Genomic DNA, 21770 nt, shown 5'->3' on the forward strand with positions numbered 1-21770 from the left:
ACCATGCAATCAAACAAATTGAAAATCGGGTTATTCGGTATTGGGCTTGAAGCTTACTGGCAGCAGTTTGAAGGCTTAAAAGAAAGATTAGAAGGGTATCTTTCAGTAGTTAGTAATAAATTATCGGCTATTCATCCAAACATTATCAACCTTGGATTAATAGATAATGCTGAAAAAGCCTTTGATGCAGGTAGCCGTTTGAGAAGAGAGGAAGTAGATCTTATATTTTTATACGTAACAACCTATGCGCTTTCATCAACCGTATTGCCAATAGTGCAGCGGGCTAAAGTGCCGGTGATAGTTTTGAATTTGTCGCCGGATGCATCAATCGATTACCAAAGTTTTAACCAAATGACGGACCGAACTAAAATGACCGGGGAATGGTTGGCTTATTGCTCGGCATGCTCTGTACCTGAAATTTCAAATGTATTTAACCGAACCGGCATTAAATTTCATCAGATAACAGGGATGTTGAATGATGACCCGGAATGCTGGGATGAGATTACTGAATGGGTTCAAGCAGCAAAAGTAGCACATGTTATGGCTTACAATCGTTTGGGTTGCATGGGGCATTATTATAGTGGAATGTTGGATATTTACGCTGATCTCACCCTACAATATGCCACTTTTGGCGGCCACATTGAACTAATAGAAGTTGATGAATTAGCTGGCCTTAGAAAAGAGGTAACTCATGAAGAAATAGCTGCCAGGATAAATGAATTTGATCAGATTTTTGATGTACAATTAGATTGCACCATTGAAGAGTTGGAAAGAGCGGCAAAAACTTCAGTAGCCCTCGATAAATTAGTTGATAAGTATAATTTAGGTTCAATGGCCTACTATTATAAAGGTGAAGGTAATTTTGAGAATGAAGATACCATTAGTTCCATTATTCTTGGTAATTCCATGCTGACAGCCAGAGGTATACCAGTTGCGGGAGAATATGAAATAAAAAACGCCCAAGCCATGAAGATAATGGATTCCTTTGGCGCCGGCGGTTCATTTACAGAATACTATGCAATGGATTTTGCTGCCGACGTGGTATTAATGGGGCACGACGGGCCGGGACATATCGCTATCGCCGAAGGTAAAACTAAAGTTCGCCCGCTAAAAGTATATCACGGCAAAATTGGACGCGGCTTATCTGTTGAAATGTCTGTAAAAAATGGGCCGGTAACTTTATTGTCGGTAGTAGACCAGGCTAACGGAAAACTAATGTTACTGGTAGCCGAGGGTGAATCTGTGGCCGGCCCGGTATTACAAATTGGCAATACCAATAGCCGTTATAAATTTAGCTTAGGCGCCCGAAAATTTGTGAATAATTGGAATAGTTTTGGTCCGGCACATCATTGTGCGGTTGGTATCGGCCATATTGCTTCAAAAATTAATAAACTGGGGCAATTGCTTAATATAGATGTTATACAAGTTTGTTAATAGATATGAGACTGCTTTATGTTTTAATTCTTGCTGGTTTTAACTGGTGTTTTACTGCATCTGCACAATCTGCGCGTAAAGTTGAAAATTTTGATAGCGACTGGAAGTTTTTGTTAGGCGACGATAGTCTTGCAAGATATTCCAAGTTTGATGATGCCAACTGGAGATTACTTAATCTGCCGCATGACTGGAGCATTGAAGGTAACTTCAGCGAACAAAATCCTACTACACAAGCCGAGGGTGGTTTGCCGGCAGGAATAGGTTGGTACCGCAAAACTTTTACGGTATCTGAATCATCCAAAAGCAAACAGATATCGATTAATTTTGACGGCGTTTATCATAATAGCGAAGTTTGGATAAATGGGCATTATTTAGGCAAACGGCCTAACGGATATGTATCCTTTAGTTATGATATCACACCATACCTAAATTTCGGCACTCAAAAAAATGTGATCGCAGTAAAAGTTGATAATTCCGATCAACCTAACTCGCGCTGGTACTCCGGTTCTGGCATTTATCGCAATGTATGGCTAACAATAGTAAATAAAATACATTTCAAGCAATGGGGGAATTTTATTACAACGCCTGAAATATCAAGTACATCTGCAACAGTGCATATCAAATCCACAATTAACGCATGTAAAAATAACCTTCGCCTGAAAGCAGTTATTTATGATGCGAGCGGAAAAGTCATAATTAAAAAAAATATCTCAGTTAATTATGAGGATGGAACAAATCTAACTTCTACTGATTTAATTGTCAATAATCCCCAATTATGGTCGCCACAACATCCGTACCTCTACAAAGTGAATTTGCAGATATTAAAGGGAAATAAAGTGCTCGACAATTGCACTATTAACACAGGTATCCGGTCGTTTATATTCGATTCCAAAAAAGGGTTTGCATTAAATGGTGTTCATATCAAGATCAAAGGTGTTTGTATGCACCGTGATCTCGGCGCTTTGGGATCAGCAATAAATACTGATGCTATTGACCGGCAACTGAAATTGCTGAAAGACATGGGTTGTAACGCTATCCGCACTTCACACAATCCCCCAGCCCCTGAGTTTTTAGATCTGTGTGATAAAATGGGTTTTTTAGTGATGGATGAAGCCTTTGATATGTGGGCGAAGAAAAAAAGCAAACACGATTATCATGAAGATTGGGCAAAATGGCATGAGCAGGACTTAAAAGATCAAATTTTACGAGACCGCAACCATCCCTCAGTTTTCATTTGGAGCATAGGCAATGAAATTAGAGAGCAATTTGACAGCAGCGGGATACGCATTACCCGTGAACTGGTTAAAATCGTAAAAAATCTTGATGATACCAGGCCGGTAACATCAGCTTTAAGCGAATCAGATCAGAAGAAAAACTTTATCTACCAATCAGGTGCACTGGATTTAGTTGGCCTGAATTACCATACTGAAGTTTATGCGGATTTTTTGAAAAATTACCCTGATCAGAAATTTATCGCTACCGAAACAACGTCTGCATTGGAAACCCGGGGGTTTTATGACACGCCAACTGATTCTACGAGGCATTGGCCACAAAGCTCAAAAATTCCTTTTACACAGGGCAACAGCCAGTTTGCTGTAACAGCTTATGATAACGTAGTAGCTTATTGGGGCGCAACCCACGAGGATACCTGGAAAATTATCAAAAAATATGATTTCCTTTCAGGGTTATTTGTTTGGACTGGTTTTGATTATATCGGTGAGCCTACACCGTACCCATGGCCTGCACGTAGTTCTTATTTTGGTATAATAGACCTTGCAGGATTCCCAAAAGATATTTATTACATGTACCAAAGCGAATGGACAAATAAACCGGTACTTCATTTAATACCGCACTGGAACTGGAAACCGGGGCAAATTGTAAATGTTTGGGCATACTTCAGTCAGGCTGATGAGGTTGAGCTGTACTTGAATGGCAAATCATTAGGAGTAAGGAAGAAGCAAGGTGATGAGTTGCATGTATCATGGCCTGTAAAGTTTGAACCGGGAGTTTTAAAAGCTATATCCCGAAAAAACAGTAAAACTGTACTAACTCAGGAGGTTCGTACAACAGGCAAATCGGCAAAAATTCTTTTAACTGCCGATAAGAGTTTAATCAAAGCAAGCGGTAAAAGCCTTGCATTTATAAAAGTAACTGTAACAGATAAATATGGAAACATTGTTCCTGATGCTGATAATCTAATAAAATTCACCATAAAAGGCCCTGCAACTATTGCAGGAGTTGACAATGGTTCACAAAGCAGTATGGAAAACTTTAAGGCAGATCATCGAAAAGCGTTTCATGGTTTATGCTTATTAATTATCCGTTCGGAAAATAAAATAGGCGACATTCTTGTAACCGCTAAATCATCTGATTTAAGTTCAAATGAGCTCATTTTAAAAGTGGTTAATTAAGTGTAAAAAGTACACTAAAGCATTTTTGGACTATGTGTATTATATGGGGAGCCTAAGGCAGAAATATGTTAATATTTAATTATGAAATATTAGCATAGAAGACTTACTTAAGCCTAAAAAGAAAGTTAATACAATATTTGTGTTGTTCTAATTAACTTTGACCATCGGGTTTCCCTTCAAATACCTTTTTTTGTATTCAAGTGGTGTCATGTTAGTTACTTTTTTAAAGTGCCTGTAAAAGTTTGAAATGTTGTTAAAGCCGCACTCAAAACAGAGTACTTCGGTAGGTAATTTATCTTCGATCAAAAAACGGCAGGCGTGGCTTATCCTAATCTCTGTCAAAAAATCCGAAAAAGTTTTTTTGGTCATCAATTTAAAATACCTGCAAAACGATGTTACACTTAAATTGCCGATCGCTGCTATTTCCTGCAGGCTAATTTCTTTTTTATAATTTGCTAAAGTGTACGAACAAACCTTATTTAGACGTAGCGTATCTGACTCATTAGATTGATGAAATTCATTGTGCGACAATGTAATACTTTCATAATCTTCGTTCTCGGCCAAAGTTTTAAGTATGGATAATAATACAATTATCCTGTCAAGATTTGACGCATTGACTGCCGAATACATTAATTTGGCCAGCTCCGCTTTTGCCGGTCCTTTAACAACAATGCCACTTTTTGCCTTTTCAAACAAGTTGTTTAATAAATACGCCTCTGGTAAATTCAATAGGTAACGCCCCAGGCAGTCAGGCAAAAAATGTATAACAATCACTTCAACATTTAAACCGGAATCCGGTTGAAAATACTCTTCTTTACAACGCCAGCAGTGTGGTAGTTTTTCTCCTAATAGCAATATTTCGCCTGACGAAAAATTGCTGATATTATCACCAATAAATCGTACACCTTCACCTTTAATAACATAATGTAATTCCAGTTCAGGATGATAATGCCATATACCTCTAAAGGTTGGCAAAATATCATGCCTTATACTGAATGAATTTCGTGGTTGTACAGGAACCTTTAGAAAATGCGGCTTCATGATACCTATTATGCTTTGAAAAAATAATAAATGGTTTATTTGAATTGGATATTCAAGATAATTTTTTAAAAGTAGTAAAAAAGTAGTTGCTTAAAGCAAGCTATTCAATAATTCTTACTTTATGCCTATTAACGTTACACTCAGTAATTTGTTATGATAAAATTATACAATAAGTTGATAAATACGAGTAATAATACCGATAGTCAATAATTGATATTTGTTAAAGGTAGTCTGGTTTATTTATTCAAAACCGCTATCTATTTATAAACCAAATAATAACTATACATTTTATTAAAATTAAGTTTGACCTTATGGTTCAAAATTAATGATTGTTAATAGTACACCTATTATTTATGCTGATTAAGGCACAGATGAAATGTAAACTAAATTTATATGATGAGAAAATTCCTGGTAACAATTGTTTTATTTGTAAGTAGCCTGACAGTAAGTTTGGCCCAAACCACCCCTGCTGAACAGGATAGCTATACCCAGGTAATAACCAAACGTTCCGAAAAAATAGTTTCAGCATTGGGGATAACTGATTCCGTTAAATTTAAACAGGTGCAGGCCATCATAGTTGATCAGTACCGTGCTTTAAGCAGTATCCACGATATACGCAACGTGAAAGTTAAAGATATAAAAGAGAAGGACGGAGACGACAAAACCAAAGCAAATGCCGAAACCGCTACTATTGATAGTAATGTGGAAATACAACTGGCCAAACAACATGCTGATTATATTAATAAATTAAATACTGAACTTACTCCTGCGCAAATTGATGCGGTCAAAGATCAAATGACTTATAAAATATTGCCTTTAACATATAATGCTTATTTGGATGAGTTGCCTGATTTAACAGAGGCGCAAAAAGTACAAATTAAAGCCTGGCTAGTAGAAGCACGTGAACATGCTATAGATGCGGAGTCATCAGAAAAGAAACACGCCTGGTTTGGAAAATATAAAGGCCGTATAAATAATTATTTATCTGCACAAGGTTACGATATGAAAAAAGCTGCTGAAGAATGGCAAAAACGTATTAATGCTAAACAACAGGAGCAAAAAGGATAAAAGTGTGGTGGGCGCACTTTTTAGTTAATATGTGAAATATTAATAACAAACAACTAAACAACCAATTAAACTAAACTTAATTTTATGAGAAAAATTTACCTCTTATTTTTAGTACTGCTGCTGTTAAGCATCAGCAATGTGCTAAAAGCACAGAACCGTACCGTATCGGGTGTAGTTCTTGACGAAAAGAGCCAGCCACTACCTGGTGTAACCGTACAGGTTAAAGGAAGTAGCGCAGCCACTGTTACCGATGTAAATGGTAAGTACTCCTTAAAAGTTACCAACTTACAAAACGTGGTGATAGGCGTGAGCTTCGTAGGTTATAACTATCAATCCAAAACATTAAGGGTTGGTGAAAAGAACGCTGATTTTACCATGGTTCCTAATAATAAAGATCTTGAAGAGGTAGTTGTTGTTGGTTATGGTACGCAAAAAAAATCTACCTTAACAGGCTCGGTAGCTACCATAAGTCCTAAGGATGTTCAGGATATACCTGGCCTTAATTTTCTCGGTACTTTGGTTGGGCAAACCCCCAATTTAAGTATAAGTGAAAACGCCAGGCCAGGCCAACCTACATCCAGCGTAATGATTCGTAATCCTGTAACTCTTAATTCAAATGGGGGTATAACCTCTCCGCTTTTCATCATTGATGATGTACAGCGAACAGAGGCAGATTTTGACCTTTTAGATGCGAGTGAAATTGAAAGTATTTCTATATTAAAAGATGCTGAAGCCGCGGTTTATGGTGTGAATGGTGCAAATGGAGCAATTATAGTGCGTACCAAAAGAGGAAAGATGGGCGCGCCAAAAATTAGCTTTTCAAGCCAGTTTGGTACCTCAAATGCTATGCAGTTGCCCAAATATCTTACCGGTGCAGAAATGGCCAATTGGAGCAATGCCTATACCCAAACGAGTGTTATGTCACCTACGGGTGTATTTACAGGCGACTCAGTTAAAGCTAACGGCTACGATGTATTAAACAATAAATTGAATACCAGTTGGTATACTCCAGACGAATTGGCCTATTTTTCCAATCCGGCTAATAACCAGAATTGGCTTAAAAACTATTTTCATGCAGCCGATGTGGAACATGAAAATCTGAATGTATCAGGTGGTACTGATAAAGCTACCTATTTTATATCAGGTAATTTTACAAATCAAAACTCAAATTTTTCGGGTCTTGAAAATTACAAATGGGGCTTGCGGGCAAATGTAGAGGCAAAACCTGCAAAGGGTTTAACAGTTGGAGTAAACCTTAGTTTTGATTATTCATATGCAGAGGAATTTTGGATGAAATATCCATCCGAAAATCTTAATAATGACGTTTTGATACTTGGTGAGCACTTGCCATGGATGCCATATTTTATTAATGGGAATCCTGTGTATTCCGTCGGAAACAGTAGTGTTGCAAACACAATTGATCTTGTAAACTTCCCGCTTTTACAAAGCTCAAATAACTTTGAACAACAACCTGACTACGTTACCAACTTTTTAGCCCATGTTGATTATGAAATACCCGGTATTAAGGGTTTGTCGGCTGGTTTCTCATTCAATGATAATATAAATACAGCATTCTCATCACAATACGGAACTTCATTTACTTATTACATATATTCAGGAACAGGCGATAATCTTCACATTCCAGGCGGAACTATAGGCACTGCAAAACCAATATCCAACGGAAATGATGTTACCTTTAGCCCTGACCTTGTAAAAAGCTATCAGTTAGACGCAAAGCTTAATTACCAGCGTAGTTTTGGTAAAAATAATATTTCTGCCTTGGCAATATATGAACAAACAGGCAACAGCGGCGATGGAGTAGTTACAGCAGTTACAAACCCTATAATTGGAGCTTTACCAAATGATAATTTTGCTACAGGTACTCAAACTGTAAATCAAGCCAACAGTCTTGTGTATGAGTATGCTTTTGAATCATTTATACAGCGTTTAAATTATGATTATGACGGAACCTATCTTTTACAGCTTACTGGTCGTGAAGATGGTACCACATACTTTGCACCTGGCAAAAGATGGGGAGGATTTGGACAAGTATCAGCAGGTTGGGTAATTTCGAATGAACCATTTTTTAAAGCTGCTGCACCTTGGGTTGATCAGTTAAAAATACGTGGGGACTGGGGTTTATTAGGAACATCATCTGTAAATAAATCTGCTTATGAGTATTTTCAACAATACAATATAGGGCAAGGTAGCAGTGGCGGTGCCGTGTTTGCTGAAGGAAGCCGTGGCAATGGTATTACAGCTGCCGCACTTCCGAATCCGGATGCTACATGGGATCATAAATTTGAGACAGATTACGGCATAGATGCATCATTTTTGAAGAACCGTTTAGCAGTAACTGCTGATTATTATTTTACACATGCTTATGACATGCTTGCAGCTACCTCTGCAGCTACACCCTTAACCGTTGGAAACACAGCACCGGTTGAAAATTATGGTTCGGTAAATAACTTTGGTACAGAAGTCACTATTACTTGGAGAGATCACATAAACCAGAATTGGAGCTATAATATTACTGGATTTTATAGCTGGAGTGATGATAAAGATCTTTTGGTGCCGCAGGCTGCAGGTATAATAGGTACTGCCCAGGATCGCGACGGAAAATCTGACGATGGTGGTGTTTTCGGTTATCAAAGTTTAGGTTTGATTCGCACACAAGCACAAGCTAATGCTATTATCGCCTCCAGGGCAACAGAAGCTGGCGGCGCAGCGAATGTTAAAATATTTGGTTTAACACCGGCACCTGGTATGATAAACTACGCCGACTTGGATCATAATGGTATAATTGGCCCCTCAGCCACAAACGCTTATGCTGATGAAAAATACTTAAGCAATAAAGCAAACAACCATAATGCGGTAGGATTTAATTATGGAATAACATACAAATCTCTTAGCATAAATGTTGTTACCGGCCTTTCGTGGGGAGGTACCGGCCAGTTAGGTAGTTATGACTATGGTACATATTATTCGGCTCATGGTGATTTGCAGGAAAACAGGACTGCCCTATGGAATGAAGGCTACTGGACACCTCAAACTCCGAATGCTAAATTACCTAATCCTTATTATTATGCTGATTATGCAGTAACAAGTAATTTTTGGTTTATCAACAGTTTTAGCTGGAATATCTCACAAGCTAATTTATCTTATTCAGTACCTCCAAAATGGATAAAGCATGTAGGTCTTGCAAGCGCACGTTTATTTACACAATGTACCAACGTTGCATATTTAGTTAACCCCTATCCCGAGTCGTTTAGAGCGCCTGGAACAGGAGTGAATGTTTATCCACAGGAGAGGACAATAACATTAGGTATAAATGCAAGTTTTTAAATAATTAAAAAAATGAAAAAAGTATATTACATAGTATTAGCAAGCCTGTTTTCAACATTGCTGCTAAATATAATAAGTTGTAAAAAAGTACTTAATGATAAAGTACCCGAATCTACTTATACTTCAACACTTTTGTTCAGCGACTCAGTGGTGGCGGTACAGTATATCAACTCAATTTACACGGCCAACCTGCCGGGATGGGCAGGTAACGGTGGTTCGCTAAGCACAATTAGTACTACTGGTGTTGGTAACTTAACGGAAGAATCATATTCAAGCAATACATTTACTCTTGGTACTGTTACTACGTCTACGGTTGGAGATTTGGGTTCAGCAAATGCAAATAATAATAATTATGCAAAAATTCGTAATATAAACGATTTTATATCAAATTTGCCCGCAAGTCCTATACCTGTTGCTACTAAAAACAGGTTTAAAGCCCAAGCGTTGTTTTGGCGAGCATACCGCTATTTTGATTTAGTTAGATTGTATGGTGGCGTTCCACTTGTTTTAACACCATTGCCTGTTGTTGGTACTGCTGCTAAACAGGCTGACGAATTACCACGTAATACTACTACACAAACCTTCAATCAAATTGTTGCTGATCTTGATACCGCAATTGTATATCTTCCTAATAACTGGCCGGGGCAAGATTATGGCCGCATTACCAGGGGGGCTGCACAAGCGTTCCTTGGCAGGGTGTTGCTGACTTGGGCAAGCCCGCAGTTTAATGTTAATAGCGATGCAACCCGGTGGCAGGCTGCCTATACTGCGAGCACTAATGCCATCGCAACATTAACTGCAAGTGGCTACGGTCTTTATCCAACATGGGATGTAACGATGTGGACTACACAAGGTGGTACAAGCACCGGTGCTGCGATAGCAAAGCCGGTAAATCCTGAAGCTGTAATGGTTACGGAATATAATACTCTTAATGATCAAAATCTTGGTTTTAATAATACCTTAACAGAGTCAAATACCCCAAAATCATTAGGTGGGGCCGGTTCAAACGCCCCAACCTGGAATGAGGTAATTGCATTCCCCATGGCCGATGGTAAAGTACCTAATTTAACGGGTAGCACACCAAACGCGTCTACCAAATATCCTTGGGATCCGGTGCATTTTTATGACAATCGCGACCCTCGTTTTGCGCAAACTATAGCGTATAACGGTTGTTTATGGCCACTCCAAGGTAATGCGACAAACAGGCTTTGGACTTATTTTTATTACACATCAAGCTCAAAAACTACTACAACGGAAACTGGCGGCAGCAGTTCAACAGGATTTTATTGTCGCAAGGCCGTAGACCCAAATCTTTCACTTGCAAATCTACCTTACTCAGGTATCAATTGGCAAGAGATTAGGTATGCTGAAGTATTGCTAAATCAGGCTGAGGCTGCCGCCATGATAGGTAACTCAACAGTTGCGTATAACGATCTGATAGCGATACGTAAAAGAGCGGGTATTCAAGCCGGAACAGATAACATGTATGGGCTTACCACCGGTTTAACTGGTACGAGTTTGGCTATGGCAGTATTATATGAAAGGCAGATAGAACTCGCCTACGAGGGTAAACGTTATTGGGATTTGAGACGCTGGAAATTATTGGAGAGTACTTTGAATGGAATAAAAAGGGAAGGATTAACGATTGTATTGAAGCCTAACAGTAGTAGTTATACTGATTACCTTGCAGCTACTCGTAATAACCTGGTAACTACCTCTGGCCTTGATGCTATTTACACACAGTATTTTAGTTACTCTCCTGTGAGCGTTGGGTCCGGTAGTACATTAGGTGAATTATTTTACCTGGATGCTACTCCTATTGCTTATCAGCCTGCAGATTATTTCTTTGGTATAACACCTAACTCAATTATCAGCGATCCAAATCTTCAGCAAAACAATACTTGGGGCGGTCCGTTCGATCCAACCCAATAGCAAAAAACACAAAGGGACAGGCTTAATAGCTTGTCCCTTTGTTGATATATTTATTTATTAATTAACTATGAAAAAAAGTACAGGTTTATTTTTATTTGCGGCACTCTTGGGATTAGCAAATCATTCATTTGCTCAATATCCTGACGTGCCGAAAAGCGTTAAGGCAGAGAGTGATTCATTAATGGCCAGAACCATGCGGCATTCAGATTCTGCATGGAAAGTGGCGTTTCCGATAGTACAGGCAGAGGAAAGGGCAGGAAAACCATATGTGCCATGGGCAGCCAGGCCAACGGATTTGCCGCAAGCAAAAATACCTGCATTTCCGGGTGCCGAAGGTGGCGGTAAATTTACTTTTGGTGGCCGTGGTGGTAAAGTTTATGTAGTAACAAGCCTGGCTGATGATGGCCCGGGTACATTACGCTGGGCATGTGAGCAGGGTGGTGCACGTATCATTGTATTTAATGTTGCAGGTATCATCCATATAAAAACACCAATAATTGTTCGCGCACCTTATGTTTCTATTGAGGGGCAAACGGCTCCCGGCGATGGGATATGTGTGGCAGGGGAATCATTTTGGGTAAATACCCATGATGTTGTTATCCGTTACATGCGTTTTAGAAGAGGTGAAACCAATGTTGGCCGTCGTGATGATGCTTTAGGTGGCGATCCGGTTGGTAACATCATTGTGGATCACACTTCTACAAGCTGGGGATTGGACGAAAATTTTTCTATGTACCGCCATATATATAGCCCGGCCCCTGGTATGGTAGATGAAAAATTGGGTACCGTTAACATCACTGTTCAAAATTGTATTTATGCAGAAGCGTTAGATTATTGGAATCACTCTTTCGGCAGCACAACAGGTGGTGAAAATAGTACACTTATACGCAATATGTGGGCTGACAATACCGGCCGTAACCCTTCAATTGGTTGGAATGGTATTTACACATTTGTAAATAACGTTGTGTTTAACTGGCACCACCGCTCAATGGATGGCGGTGATTATACCACCAACTATAACATCATCAATAATTATTTTAAACCGGGACCTGTAACACCTAAAGATGAGCCAGTAGGCCACCGTTTGTTAAAACCGGAATCAGGCCGCAGCAAGCTTAAAGAAAAATACTTCGGGCGCGTGTACGCCAGTGGCAATATTATGGAAGGCTATCCTGAAGTAACCAAAGATCCCTGGAACGGTGGTATACAAGTTGAGGAAACCAATGGTAAAGAATTACCTGATGCAGGGAAATACAAAGCTTACATGAAATCTGACGAGCCATTTCCGATGGCACCGGTAACTATCATGTCGGCAGAAGACGCTTACAAGTTTGTTGTAAACAATGCAGGTGCAACCTTGCCTCATCGTGATGCTGTTGATATTCGTATTGCTGAGCAGGTTCGTACAGGAAATATCGCTTACAAAGAAATGAAAACTGATACTGATTTTCAGTTCAAAGTGCGTAAATTACCAAGAGACTCCTATAAACTGGGTATCATAACTGCTCCATGGCAGGTTGGCGGTTATCCTGATTATAAAGGAACTCCTTATAAAGACAGCGATAATGACGGAATGCCGGATTCATACGAAATTGCTCATGGCTTAAATCCAAAAGATCCAAGTGATGCAAGCAAAATGGCAAAGAACGGGGGAGGATATACCAATATTGAAGTTTATATTAATACTGTGGCAGAAAAAGGCGAACATCCGATGCCGCCATCAGGTAAACTAAATTAATACTGGTAATTTTAACAATGAGTTTTCATAGAGGTAATACAATTGGTTTATTAGTCAGGCTATTGATTGGGGGTATATTTATTTATACCCCCGCTTTAGCGCAAAAAGGTAAAAATAAGGATCTGCTACCGGTATCAGTTGGCGATAACGGTAAATTAGTTTACCAGGCCGATAAAAATGGAGACCGCATTCCTGATTTTTCTTATTGCGGTTACATGGCGTCGGAACAACCAATTCCTACTGTTCCTGTCAAAGTAGTAGTCCCTTTAAAAAAAGGTGATGCTACATTACGTATTCAATCAGCTTTAGATTATGTTGCCTCACTGCCAATTGATGCAAACGGTTTTCGTGGTGCTGTTTTGTTGGATAAAGGAACATATGAGGTCGATGGTTCACTAAAAATAACTGCATCGGGTATAGTATTACGCGGTAGCGGAATGGAAGCTAACGAGACTGTTTTATTAGGTGCCGGAAAATCAAGAGCCACATTAATTCAAATCGTTGGCAAAAAAGATCAGAAACGATCAAAAGAAATTAATATAACAGACGGTTATGTACACGTAAATGCCCTTACTTTTCATATCGCTAATGCAAATGGTTTAAAAGTGGGTGATATGATTATTGTTCATCGCCCAAGCACACAGGCATGGATAACCAAATTAGGAACCGACCATTTTGGCGGGGGCTTAACCGCATTAGCCTGGAAACCCGGAGAACGTGATATAAATTGGGACAGAACAATAACGGCCGTAAAAGGCAATGAAATAACTATTGACGCTCCGCTAACAACAGCTTTAGATAGCACCTACGGCGGCGGATGATAGCAAAATATGAATGGCCGGGCCGCATCAATCATGATGGTATAGAAAATTTGAGTTTACAATCAACCTATGATATTACAAATCCGAAAGATGAAGCTCATCGCTGGATGGCTATCACAATGGAGGATGTATCAGATGCCTGGGTTCGGCAGGTGATATTTGAACACTTCGCAGGATCAGCTGTTTTTATCGAAGAAACAGCTAACCGTGTAACTGTTGAAGATTGTAAATCATTATCCCCTGTATCCGAAATTGGCGGGCAACGCCGTAACACGTTTTGGACAACAGGCGGGCAAACACTTTTTCAACGCCTTTATTCAATAAATGGCATCCACGATTTTGCTACCGGTTATTGTACACCGGGGCCAACTGCATTTGTGCAATGCAGCGCCTGGCAGTCGTTAGGTTATAGTGGCGGTATTGATAGCTGGTCATCAGGTGTTTTATTTGATGTTGCAAATATTGATGGCGAGCCATTAAGCTACATGAACAAGGGCCAGGATGAGCAAGGCGCGGGGTGGAATATTGCTAACAGCGTATTATGGAACTGTAGTGCAGCACATGTGGATTGCTACCAGCCACCAACCGCACAAAATTGGGCGTTTGGTACCTGGGCTCAATTTGGCGGAGATGGCTATTGGTATGCATCAAACGAGATCTTATCCCCACGTAGTTTGTATTACGCTCAATTATCTGATCGTTTAAATAAAGATGTAAGCAGGCAAGCCGCTATTTTACGTATTGAAACAGAGCCATCAAGCAGCCCAACAGTTGCAGAAGCAGCCGTATTAATGGCAGCCGCCCGAAAACCAGCTACAACTATTGGAGATTGGGTTGATGAAGCGCCAAAAAGAAACGCTGTCAACATAACTTCATCAGGCGCAAAGACAATTGACGAAATTGGATACAAACAGCCTGCTTTACCTGCAAGGTTTCCAAAAATGAGTATCACCAACGGCTGGATAGTTCGTGGTAATACCGTTTTAGAAGGCAAACATTTTGAAGCCCCCTGGTGGAATGGAAACGTTAAGCCGGATTATATAAAAACACTTGCAAAACCTGATGTTACCCGCTGGGTACCGGGTAGAACAGGAACCGGTTTGACAGATAACCTGGATGACGTTGCCGCATGGATGCAAAAAGATAACATTGTAGTACTTGAGCATAACTACGGCTTATGGTATGAGCGTCGCCGTGATGATCATGAACGCATCCGCCGGATGGATGGCGATGTTTGGCCACCATTTTACGAGCTTCCATTCGCGCGTAGCGGGAAAGAACTGGCCTGGGATGGCTTAAGTAAATATGATTTAACCAAATACAATGTGTGGTATTGGAGCCGGCTTAAACAGTTTGCCAATATTGCTGATGAAAAAGGTTTAGTACTGTTCCACAACAACTTCTTCCAGCATAACATTATTGAAGCAGGCGCACATTATGCAGATTTTCCATGGCGCACAGCAAATAATATCAATAACACTGGTTTCCCGGAGCCGGTTAACTATGCAGGCGACAAACGGCAGTTCATGGCTGAACAGTTTTATGATGAAACTGAACCTACAAGGCGCAAATTGCTGATTGCCTACATTGATAAATGTATGGACAACTTTGCCGATAACACAGGTGTAATTCAATCCATAAGCGCTGAGTTTACTGGTCCGCTGCACTTTATGCAGTTTTGGGTTGAAACTATTAAGCAATGGGAACTAACTCATAAAAAGAAAGAAATTATTTGCCTTGGCGCAACAAAAGATGTGCAGGATGCAATTCTTGCTGATCCTGCAAAGGCTTCGGTAATTGACGCGATTGACATTCGTTATTGGTATTACGAAGGCAATGGCAAACTTTATGCGCCAAATGGGGGGCAAAGCCTTGCTCCACGCCAGGAAGAACGTATTTATAAGCCAAAGGCACCCAATTTTGAAAATGTTTATCGTGCAGTGCATGATTACAAGGTTAAATTTCCTTCTAAGGCAGTTTTATATTCTGCCGATGCTTATGACCATTTGGGATGGGCAGTATTTATAGCAGGCGGATCATTACCGGCGTTACCAGCTACTACTGATAAGCAGTTTTTAACGGATGCATCAGCAATGTTGCCGGTTATTTTACCGGGCGATCCAAAAGATCAATGGGCTTTAGGAAATTCTGCTAAAGGATATATTGTCTACACCAATTTAAACGATGTGAAACTTGATCTTGCTGCAAATGCAGGTTATCAAGCTAAATGGATCGACCCAAAAACAGGCGAAGTATTAGCAGGTGAAGAACAGGTAAAAGGCGGCAATAATGTCGACATTAAAAATCCAAAAAGCGGCGAAGCCATTTTGTGGTTGATGCGTAAGTAAATTATGATAAAAAGGATAGTTCTGTTTGGTATAGTTTCATGTTTGCTTTTTTCCTTTAAAGGCGATCCGGCTATTGATCTGCAGCCTTTAAATATTTCGGCTAATAACCGGTTTTTTATTACAGGTGGTAAACCATTTTTTTGGTTAGGCGATACCGGCTGGTTACTTTTTTCAAAAATGAAGAGAGGTGATGCTGAAAAATACCTTGATATCCGAAGCGAACAGGGTTTTAACGTGATTCAAATAATGGTGATCCATAGTTTGTCTGAAACTGATGCTTATGGAGATTCTGCGTTGACACACAAGGATATCACTAATCCGAAACTTGCAGACACGTCGCTCAATAATTATTGGAACAACATTGATTGGGTAATAAAAAAAGCAGCCGACAGGGGTTTGTATGTAGCGCTTGTACCTATCTGGGGTTCTGTGGTAAAAGCAGCGCATACAACCCCGTTACAAGCTAAAACTTACGCCACTTTTTTAGCTGAAAGATATAGGCAATATCCCAATGTAATTTGGATGAATGGGGGTGATATTGCAGGTTCCGACTACATGGATGTATGGAATACGATTGGCAATACACTGCACGCGCTGGATCCGGGTCATTTGATTACCTACCATCCACGCGGACGAACACAATCATCCAAATGGTTTCACAACCAAGACTGGTTGAGTTTTAATTCCGTTCAATCAGGCCACCGAAATTATAGCCAGGATACATCAAAAAATGACCTTAATTACGGTGAAGACAATTGGCGTTATATTCAGGATGATTACAAAAAGATCCCGGCAAAACCTACGCTTGATGCTGAGCCGTCTTACGAAAAAATACCTTACGGTTTGCATGATATAACCCTGCCACGCTGGACAGACGCCGATGTAAGGCGTTATGGTTACTGGTCGGTTTTTGCGGGAGCTTGCGGATATACTTATGGCAATAATGATGTAATGCAAATGCACCAGCCAGGCGATAAGGGCAGTGCTTACGGCTCAAAAGATTATTGGGATAAATCTATTAATGACCCCGGCGCGCAAGAAATGGTGTATCTAAAAAAGCTAATGTTATCACGCCCATATTTAGAGCGTGTACCCGATCAAAGTTTAATAGCCGGAGTTCAAGGAGAGCGATATAACAGGCTGATAGCCACACGTGGAAAAAAATATGCATTTGTTTATACCTATACAGGTAGGAATATTACTATAAACACCGGACAGTTGCCGGGCAACAAAATTAAGGCATCCTGGTATAGCCCGCGTAACGGTAATATTACCGCTATTGGTGTGTTTAATAAAGCAAAAATCACGAAATTTAATCCTCCGGGCGATCCTGCAAACGGAAACGATTGGGTGCTGATAATCGACTCGATATAAACCTGGGAATAGTGATGGCGGGAATGAAAAAAATATATGTTTTAGTGTTATTAGGCTTGGTTTTGTCTTCGTGCAAAACCCGGAAAGACGTTTATCTTTTTACTTCATTTAATGAGCCTGCCACCGGTGGTTTAAGGTTGTTGTATAGCCACGATGCTTATCATTGGACAGATCTTAACCACATATTTTTAAAACCTGAGATCGACACCGATAAAATTATTCGTGATCCCTCAATAAAGCAAGGGCCTGATGGAATTTACCATTTAGTTTATACCATCGCCTGGAAGAATGACACCGGCATCGGTTATGCTGAATCGAAAGACTTGATACACTGGTCGCCAGAGCAACGAATTAATGTAATGGCTGATGAGCCGACCGCGGTTAATGCCTGGGCACCGGAATTATTTTATGACGATTCTCAAAAACAGTTTATTATTACCTGGGCATCTACTGTGCCTTTTCGTTTTTCCAAAGGGGAGGAAGATGAAAATAATAATCACCGCCTTTATTATACCATAACTAAGGATTTTAAAACTTTTACACCCGCGAAGCTATTTCTTGATCCCGGTTTTAGCGTGATAGATCCGGATATTGTAAAGATCGATACAAGTAAATATGTTTTAGTAATAAAGGATAACACCCGCCCGAATCGCAATATTTTGGTGGCGTTCAGTAATAACCCGCTTGGGCCTTATACAAACTATTCCAAACGCTTTACAGAGATGTATTCCGAAGGGCCAACCATTACAAAAGCCGGTAAGGATTGGCTAATTTATTACGATTCTTATCGTCTTAAAAAGTTTGGCTGCATGCGTACGAGCGATTTTAAAACTTTTACTAACATAAGTGATTCGGTAAATGTACCGCAAGGGCATAAACACGGTACCATATTCAAAGTGAGCGAAAAAACTCTTCGAAAATTAAAAGCAGCATCAACACAGGGCTAATGATGGTTAAAATTAAAATATATCTATTTTTTGTGGCGATAACAGTCTTCTGCATTAAAGCAAATGCGCAGGATACGGTGCGTTATTCAGGTAATACCGTTGCTGATGTTGATTACCACAATGGCAGGTTAACCCCGGTAATAGGTGTGCACAGCATGGAAATATTTCGTGCTAACCGCGAATACCCGGAACAGGCTGATGGATTTGGATTTACCTACAATCACCAGCCTATGTTGGCGTATTGGAATAATACTTTTTACGTAGAATATTTAAGTGATAAGGTAGGCGAGAGTGTTCCGCCTGGGCAAACCCTATTGATCACATCAAAAGACGGGGCAGCCTGGTCAAAACCAACCGTTATTTTCCCACAATATAAAATCCCTGATGGTACAACTAAAGAAGGCCATCCCGGTGTCGCTAAAGACCTGTACGCGGTTATGCACCAGCGCATGGGCTTTTATACCGCCAAATCAAAACGTTTGCTAGTGCTTGGTTTTTACGGGATTTGTTTAGACGCCCATGATGATCCTAACGATGGCAAAGGTATAGGCCGGGTTATTCGCGAGGTTTATCCTAATGGAAAATTTGGCCCAATCTATTTTATCCACTACAACCCAAAGTGGAACGAAAGCAATACTTCATACCCATTCTATAAAACCAGTAAGGATAAAGGCTTTGTTCAGGCTTGTGACGCGCTAATGGCTGATCCGTTAATGATGATGCAATGGCAGGAAGAAACAGATCGCGGAGATCCATTGATCCCGCTGCACAAAGATTATAAAGCATTCAATTTTTACCATTTACCTGATGGAAGGGTTGTTGGTTTATGGAAATATGCCTTAACTTCTATCAGTACTGATAACGGTAAAACCTGGCCGGCCAATGCGAGCCGTGCACCACGCTTTGTGACCAGCAATGCCAAAATATGGGGGCAACGAACTTCCGACGGAAAATATGTTACCGTTTATAACCCTTCTGAATTCCGCTGGCCGCTGGCTGCTTCGGTTAGTCAGGACGGGTTAAATTATACCAATCTGTTGCTGATTAATGGCGAAATCCCAACCATGCGCTACGGTGGCAACTACAAATCATACGGTCCGCAATATACCCGCGGTATTATAGAAGGTAACGGCGTGCCGCCTGATGGTAAGCTGTGGGTTACCTATAGTATGAATAAAGAGGATATTTGGGTATCATCCATTCCCGTGCCACTAACTCAAATTGCTACCGCTCAAGCTGATGAAGATTTCAATACTCTGCCTGCCGGAAAAGAGCTTGAAAAATGGAATACCTACAGCTCACTTTGGGCACCAGTTAATATAGATAAAGCACCCGATGGATCAAAAGCGCTTATGCTTAAGGACTGGGATAAATTTGACTACGCCAAAGCAGAACGCATAGTACCCGAATCAAAAAAACTGATTGCTGATTTTACCATTATCACCGCGCAAAATAACACGGGTATGCTGGATATCGAGTGCCAGAATGCTGCCGGAGATGCCGCCCTGCGTTTAACCTTTGATTCAACCGGTATATTCAGGGCCAAAACCGGCTATCGCTCCAAAAACATGCTGAAGTATGTAGCTAACCAGGCTTACCATATCACCATCAAATTAAATACTGATACGCGCTTTTACACCGTAAATGTGAATGGTAAAGATGTGCTGACAAACCTGTTTTTCGCCCCTGTACTTTCTGTGGAGCGCATAGTTTTTCGTACCGGCGATGTAAGGCATTTCCCAACTGCCGATACCCCAACTGATCAGGATTACGATCAGCCCAAGGCAGGCGAGCCGGCATCGACAGCTGCTTTTTATATCAAATCATTTAAAACAACTACCTACTAATGTTTAGTAAAAAATATATCATTTTCCTTTTTATATTAAGTATTAGCTCGTTGATATCACATGCTGCTGTAATTTTACCCAAGATTATGGGCAACGGTATGGTATTACAACGGGATAAACCAGTACCCATATGGGGAACTGCTGTAGCCGGTGAAACCATTACGATTAAATTCAATAACCAAGTCAAAAAAGCTATTACCGATGCTTCAGGTAAATGGCAAATCATGCTTGATCCTATGTCTGCATCAGCTATAGGACAGATGATGGAAATAAGCGGGACTAATACAATTAAACTGAATGATATTTTAGTAGGGGAGGTGTGGCTATGCTCCGGCCAGTCTAATATGTCCTACGAAATGCGGAAAAATAGTAAAGTTCGCAGACCTGATACAACAACAGCTAATACTCCAATTGACGAACTCGACAGGGCACACAACCCGCAGATTAGGATATTCCTGGTAACCCAGCATAATTTAAGGATGCCCGACTCCACCCATTCAGGCTGGGATATAGCCGAAGGAACAGCTTTGCGCAACTTCTCCGCAGCTGGGTATTTCTTTGCGAAGAATCTTAACCATGATCTGCATGTTCCGGTTGGTATTATCTGCTCCGCGATAAGCGGCAGCAGGATCGAACCATGGATGCCAACCGAAGCATTTGATGCCATTCCTTATTTCAAGCAAAACAATGTAAAAGTGGATGGTGATCCCGGTAAGCTTTATGTAAATATGATCGCTCCGATAGCGCCTTATGCAATGCGTGGGTTCCTATGGTACCAGGGCGAAAGCGGAGCGTATTTGGGCGAAACCATCAGCTACACATACAAAATGGAGGCGCTTATTAATTGGTGGCGACACATTTGGGGTGATAATAATCTGCCTTTCTATTATGTACAAATAGCGCCTTTTTACTATTCAAGAGCGAAAAGCAATGTCACTTACACCATCTACACTGAGCCTGAATTTCGCGAAGCGCAAACTATGGCACTTAAAATTCCGCATACGGGTATGATTGTCACTACTGATCTAAATGATTCATTAACCAATATTCACCCGGCATTTAAATGGGTGGTTGGTCGCCGTTTAGAATTACAGGCACTGGCAAACACCTATGGTGAAAAAAATGTAGTTTTCTCCGGCCCGATGTATCAAAGTATGCAGGTTAACGGGAATAGGATCATTCTCGATTTTAAATACACAGGCGATGGCTTGGTAAGCCATGATGGTAAACCGCTTGACTACTTTGAGATATCAGGCAGCGATGGCAAATTTGTGAAAGCGAAAGCTATTATTGAAGGCAATAAAGTAATTGTTTCGTCGCCCGAGGTACCCCACCCGGTGGCTGCGCGCTTTGCCTGGACAGAAGTTGCCGAACCCAATTTCTACAATAAAAATGGATTGCCTGCGGTGCCTTTCCGCACGGATAATCCGCTAAAATTTATCCTAACAGCTAATTAATCTGAGC

The 21770-nt window shown here is 40.5% G+C and carries 13 protein-coding genes; 12 read left to right on the forward strand and 1 reads right to left on the reverse strand.

The window, feature by feature from the left end:
• The first annotated feature begins 3 nt into the window (after positions 1–3).
• Entirely contained in the window at positions 4–1434 is a 1431-nt protein-coding gene (locus tag ACYZ0U_RS07940) for an arabinose isomerase (protein ID WP_461451547.1), read from the forward strand.
• Positions 1435–1439: 5 nt separating this feature from the next.
• A complete protein-coding gene (locus ACYZ0U_RS07945; protein ID WP_461451548.1) occupies positions 1440–3845 on the forward strand; it encodes a sugar-binding domain-containing protein in 2406 nt (801 codons plus the stop codon).
• A 147-nt stretch (positions 3846–3992) separates the two neighbouring features.
• Here ACYZ0U_RS07945 and ACYZ0U_RS07950 read toward each other — a convergent pair whose 3' ends face one another.
• The gene (locus ACYZ0U_RS07950) at positions 3993–4886 is read right to left on the reverse strand and encodes an AraC family transcriptional regulator (protein ID WP_461451549.1); all 894 of its coding nucleotides are present in this window, start codon (positions 4884–4886) and stop codon (positions 3993–3995) included.
• Positions 4887–5279: 393 nt separating this feature from the next.
• On the opposite strand from ACYZ0U_RS07950, the gene ACYZ0U_RS07955 reads away from it, so the two are divergent.
• The 10 genes from ACYZ0U_RS07955 (at position 5280) to ACYZ0U_RS08000 (ending at position 21763) form a co-directional block, all read left to right on the forward strand.
• The gene (locus ACYZ0U_RS07955) at positions 5280–5954 is read left to right on the forward strand and encodes a DUF3826 domain-containing protein (RefSeq protein WP_461451550.1); all 675 of its coding nucleotides are present in this window, start codon (positions 5280–5282) and stop codon (positions 5952–5954) included.
• 84 nt (positions 5955–6038) lie between these two features.
• The gene (locus tag ACYZ0U_RS07960; protein ID WP_461451551.1) at positions 6039–9299 is read left to right on the forward strand and encodes a SusC/RagA family TonB-linked outer membrane protein; all 3261 of its coding nucleotides are present in this window, start codon (positions 6039–6041) and stop codon (positions 9297–9299) included.
• A 12-nt stretch (positions 9300–9311) separates the two neighbouring features.
• Positions 9312–11231 (forward strand): RagB/SusD family nutrient uptake outer membrane protein, encoded by a 1920-nt coding sequence (locus ACYZ0U_RS07965; RefSeq protein ID WP_461451552.1) that lies wholly within the window; start codon positions 9312–9314, stop codon positions 11229–11231.
• A 67-nt stretch (positions 11232–11298) separates the two neighbouring features.
• A complete protein-coding gene (locus ACYZ0U_RS07970) occupies positions 11299–12969 on the forward strand; it encodes a polysaccharide lyase (RefSeq protein ID WP_461451553.1) in 1671 nt (556 codons plus the stop codon).
• Between the two features lie 17 nt (positions 12970–12986).
• The gene (locus tag ACYZ0U_RS07975; protein ID WP_461451554.1) at positions 12987–13790 is read left to right on the forward strand and encodes a hypothetical protein; all 804 of its coding nucleotides are present in this window, start codon (positions 12987–12989) and stop codon (positions 13788–13790) included.
• A complete protein-coding gene (locus ACYZ0U_RS07980; RefSeq protein ID WP_461451555.1) occupies positions 13787–16138 on the forward strand; it encodes a DUF6298 domain-containing protein in 2352 nt (783 codons plus the stop codon). The genes ACYZ0U_RS07975 and ACYZ0U_RS07980 overlap by 4 nt, the downstream gene beginning before the upstream one ends.
• Before the next feature lie 3 nt (positions 16139–16141).
• A complete protein-coding gene (locus ACYZ0U_RS07985; RefSeq protein WP_461451556.1) occupies positions 16142–17512 on the forward strand; it encodes a glycoside hydrolase family 140 protein in 1371 nt (456 codons plus the stop codon).
• A 23-nt stretch (positions 17513–17535) separates the two neighbouring features.
• The gene (locus ACYZ0U_RS07990; protein ID WP_461451557.1) at positions 17536–18459 is read left to right on the forward strand and encodes a glycoside hydrolase family 43 protein; all 924 of its coding nucleotides are present in this window, start codon (positions 17536–17538) and stop codon (positions 18457–18459) included.
• The gene (locus ACYZ0U_RS07995; RefSeq protein WP_461451558.1) at positions 18459–20306 is read left to right on the forward strand and encodes a sialidase family protein; all 1848 of its coding nucleotides are present in this window, start codon (positions 18459–18461) and stop codon (positions 20304–20306) included. The genes ACYZ0U_RS07990 and ACYZ0U_RS07995 overlap by 1 nt, the downstream gene beginning before the upstream one ends.
• Complete coding sequence (locus ACYZ0U_RS08000) at positions 20306–21763, forward strand: sialate O-acetylesterase (protein WP_461451559.1); 1458 nt, start codon at positions 20306–20308, stop codon at positions 21761–21763. Before ACYZ0U_RS07995 ends, ACYZ0U_RS08000 begins: the two co-directional genes overlap by 1 nt.
• Positions 21764–21770 lie beyond the last annotated feature (7 nt).

Origin of the sequence: Mucilaginibacter sp. (assembly GCF_965225845.1) — a bacterium.
Lineage (GTDB): Bacteria > Bacteroidota > Bacteroidia > Sphingobacteriales > Sphingobacteriaceae > Mucilaginibacter.

What these genes read in the sequence shown, in the direction of transcription:
- ACYZ0U_RS07940 (WP_461451547.1), top strand. Translation starts at nt 4, where the DNA reads ATGCAATCAAACAAATTGAAAATCGGGTTATTCGGTATTGGGCTTGAA.
- ACYZ0U_RS07945 (WP_461451548.1), top strand. Translation starts at nt 1,440, where the DNA reads ATGAGACTGCTTTATGTTTTAATTCTTGCTGGTTTTAACTGGTGTTTT.
- ACYZ0U_RS07950 (WP_461451549.1), bottom strand. Translation starts at nt 4,886, where the DNA reads ATGAAGCCGCATTTTCTAAAGGTTCCTGTACAACCACGAAATTCATTC.
- ACYZ0U_RS07955 (WP_461451550.1), top strand. Translation starts at nt 5,280, where the DNA reads ATGATGAGAAAATTCCTGGTAACAATTGTTTTATTTGTAAGTAGCCTG.
- ACYZ0U_RS07960 (WP_461451551.1), top strand. Translation starts at nt 6,039, where the DNA reads ATGAGAAAAATTTACCTCTTATTTTTAGTACTGCTGCTGTTAAGCATC.
- ACYZ0U_RS07965 (WP_461451552.1), top strand. Translation starts at nt 9,312, where the DNA reads ATGAAAAAAGTATATTACATAGTATTAGCAAGCCTGTTTTCAACATTG.
- ACYZ0U_RS07970 (WP_461451553.1), top strand. Translation starts at nt 11,299, where the DNA reads ATGAAAAAAAGTACAGGTTTATTTTTATTTGCGGCACTCTTGGGATTA.
- ACYZ0U_RS07975 (WP_461451554.1), top strand. Translation starts at nt 12,987, where the DNA reads ATGAGTTTTCATAGAGGTAATACAATTGGTTTATTAGTCAGGCTATTG.
- ACYZ0U_RS07980 (WP_461451555.1), top strand. Translation starts at nt 13,787, where the DNA reads ATGATAGCAAAATATGAATGGCCGGGCCGCATCAATCATGATGGTATA.
- ACYZ0U_RS07985 (WP_461451556.1), top strand. Translation starts at nt 16,142, where the DNA reads ATGATAAAAAGGATAGTTCTGTTTGGTATAGTTTCATGTTTGCTTTTT.
- ACYZ0U_RS07990 (WP_461451557.1), top strand. Translation starts at nt 17,536, where the DNA reads ATGAAAAAAATATATGTTTTAGTGTTATTAGGCTTGGTTTTGTCTTCG.
- ACYZ0U_RS07995 (WP_461451558.1), top strand. Translation starts at nt 18,459, where the DNA reads ATGATGGTTAAAATTAAAATATATCTATTTTTTGTGGCGATAACAGTC.
- ACYZ0U_RS08000 (WP_461451559.1), top strand. Translation starts at nt 20,306, where the DNA reads ATGTTTAGTAAAAAATATATCATTTTCCTTTTTATATTAAGTATTAGC.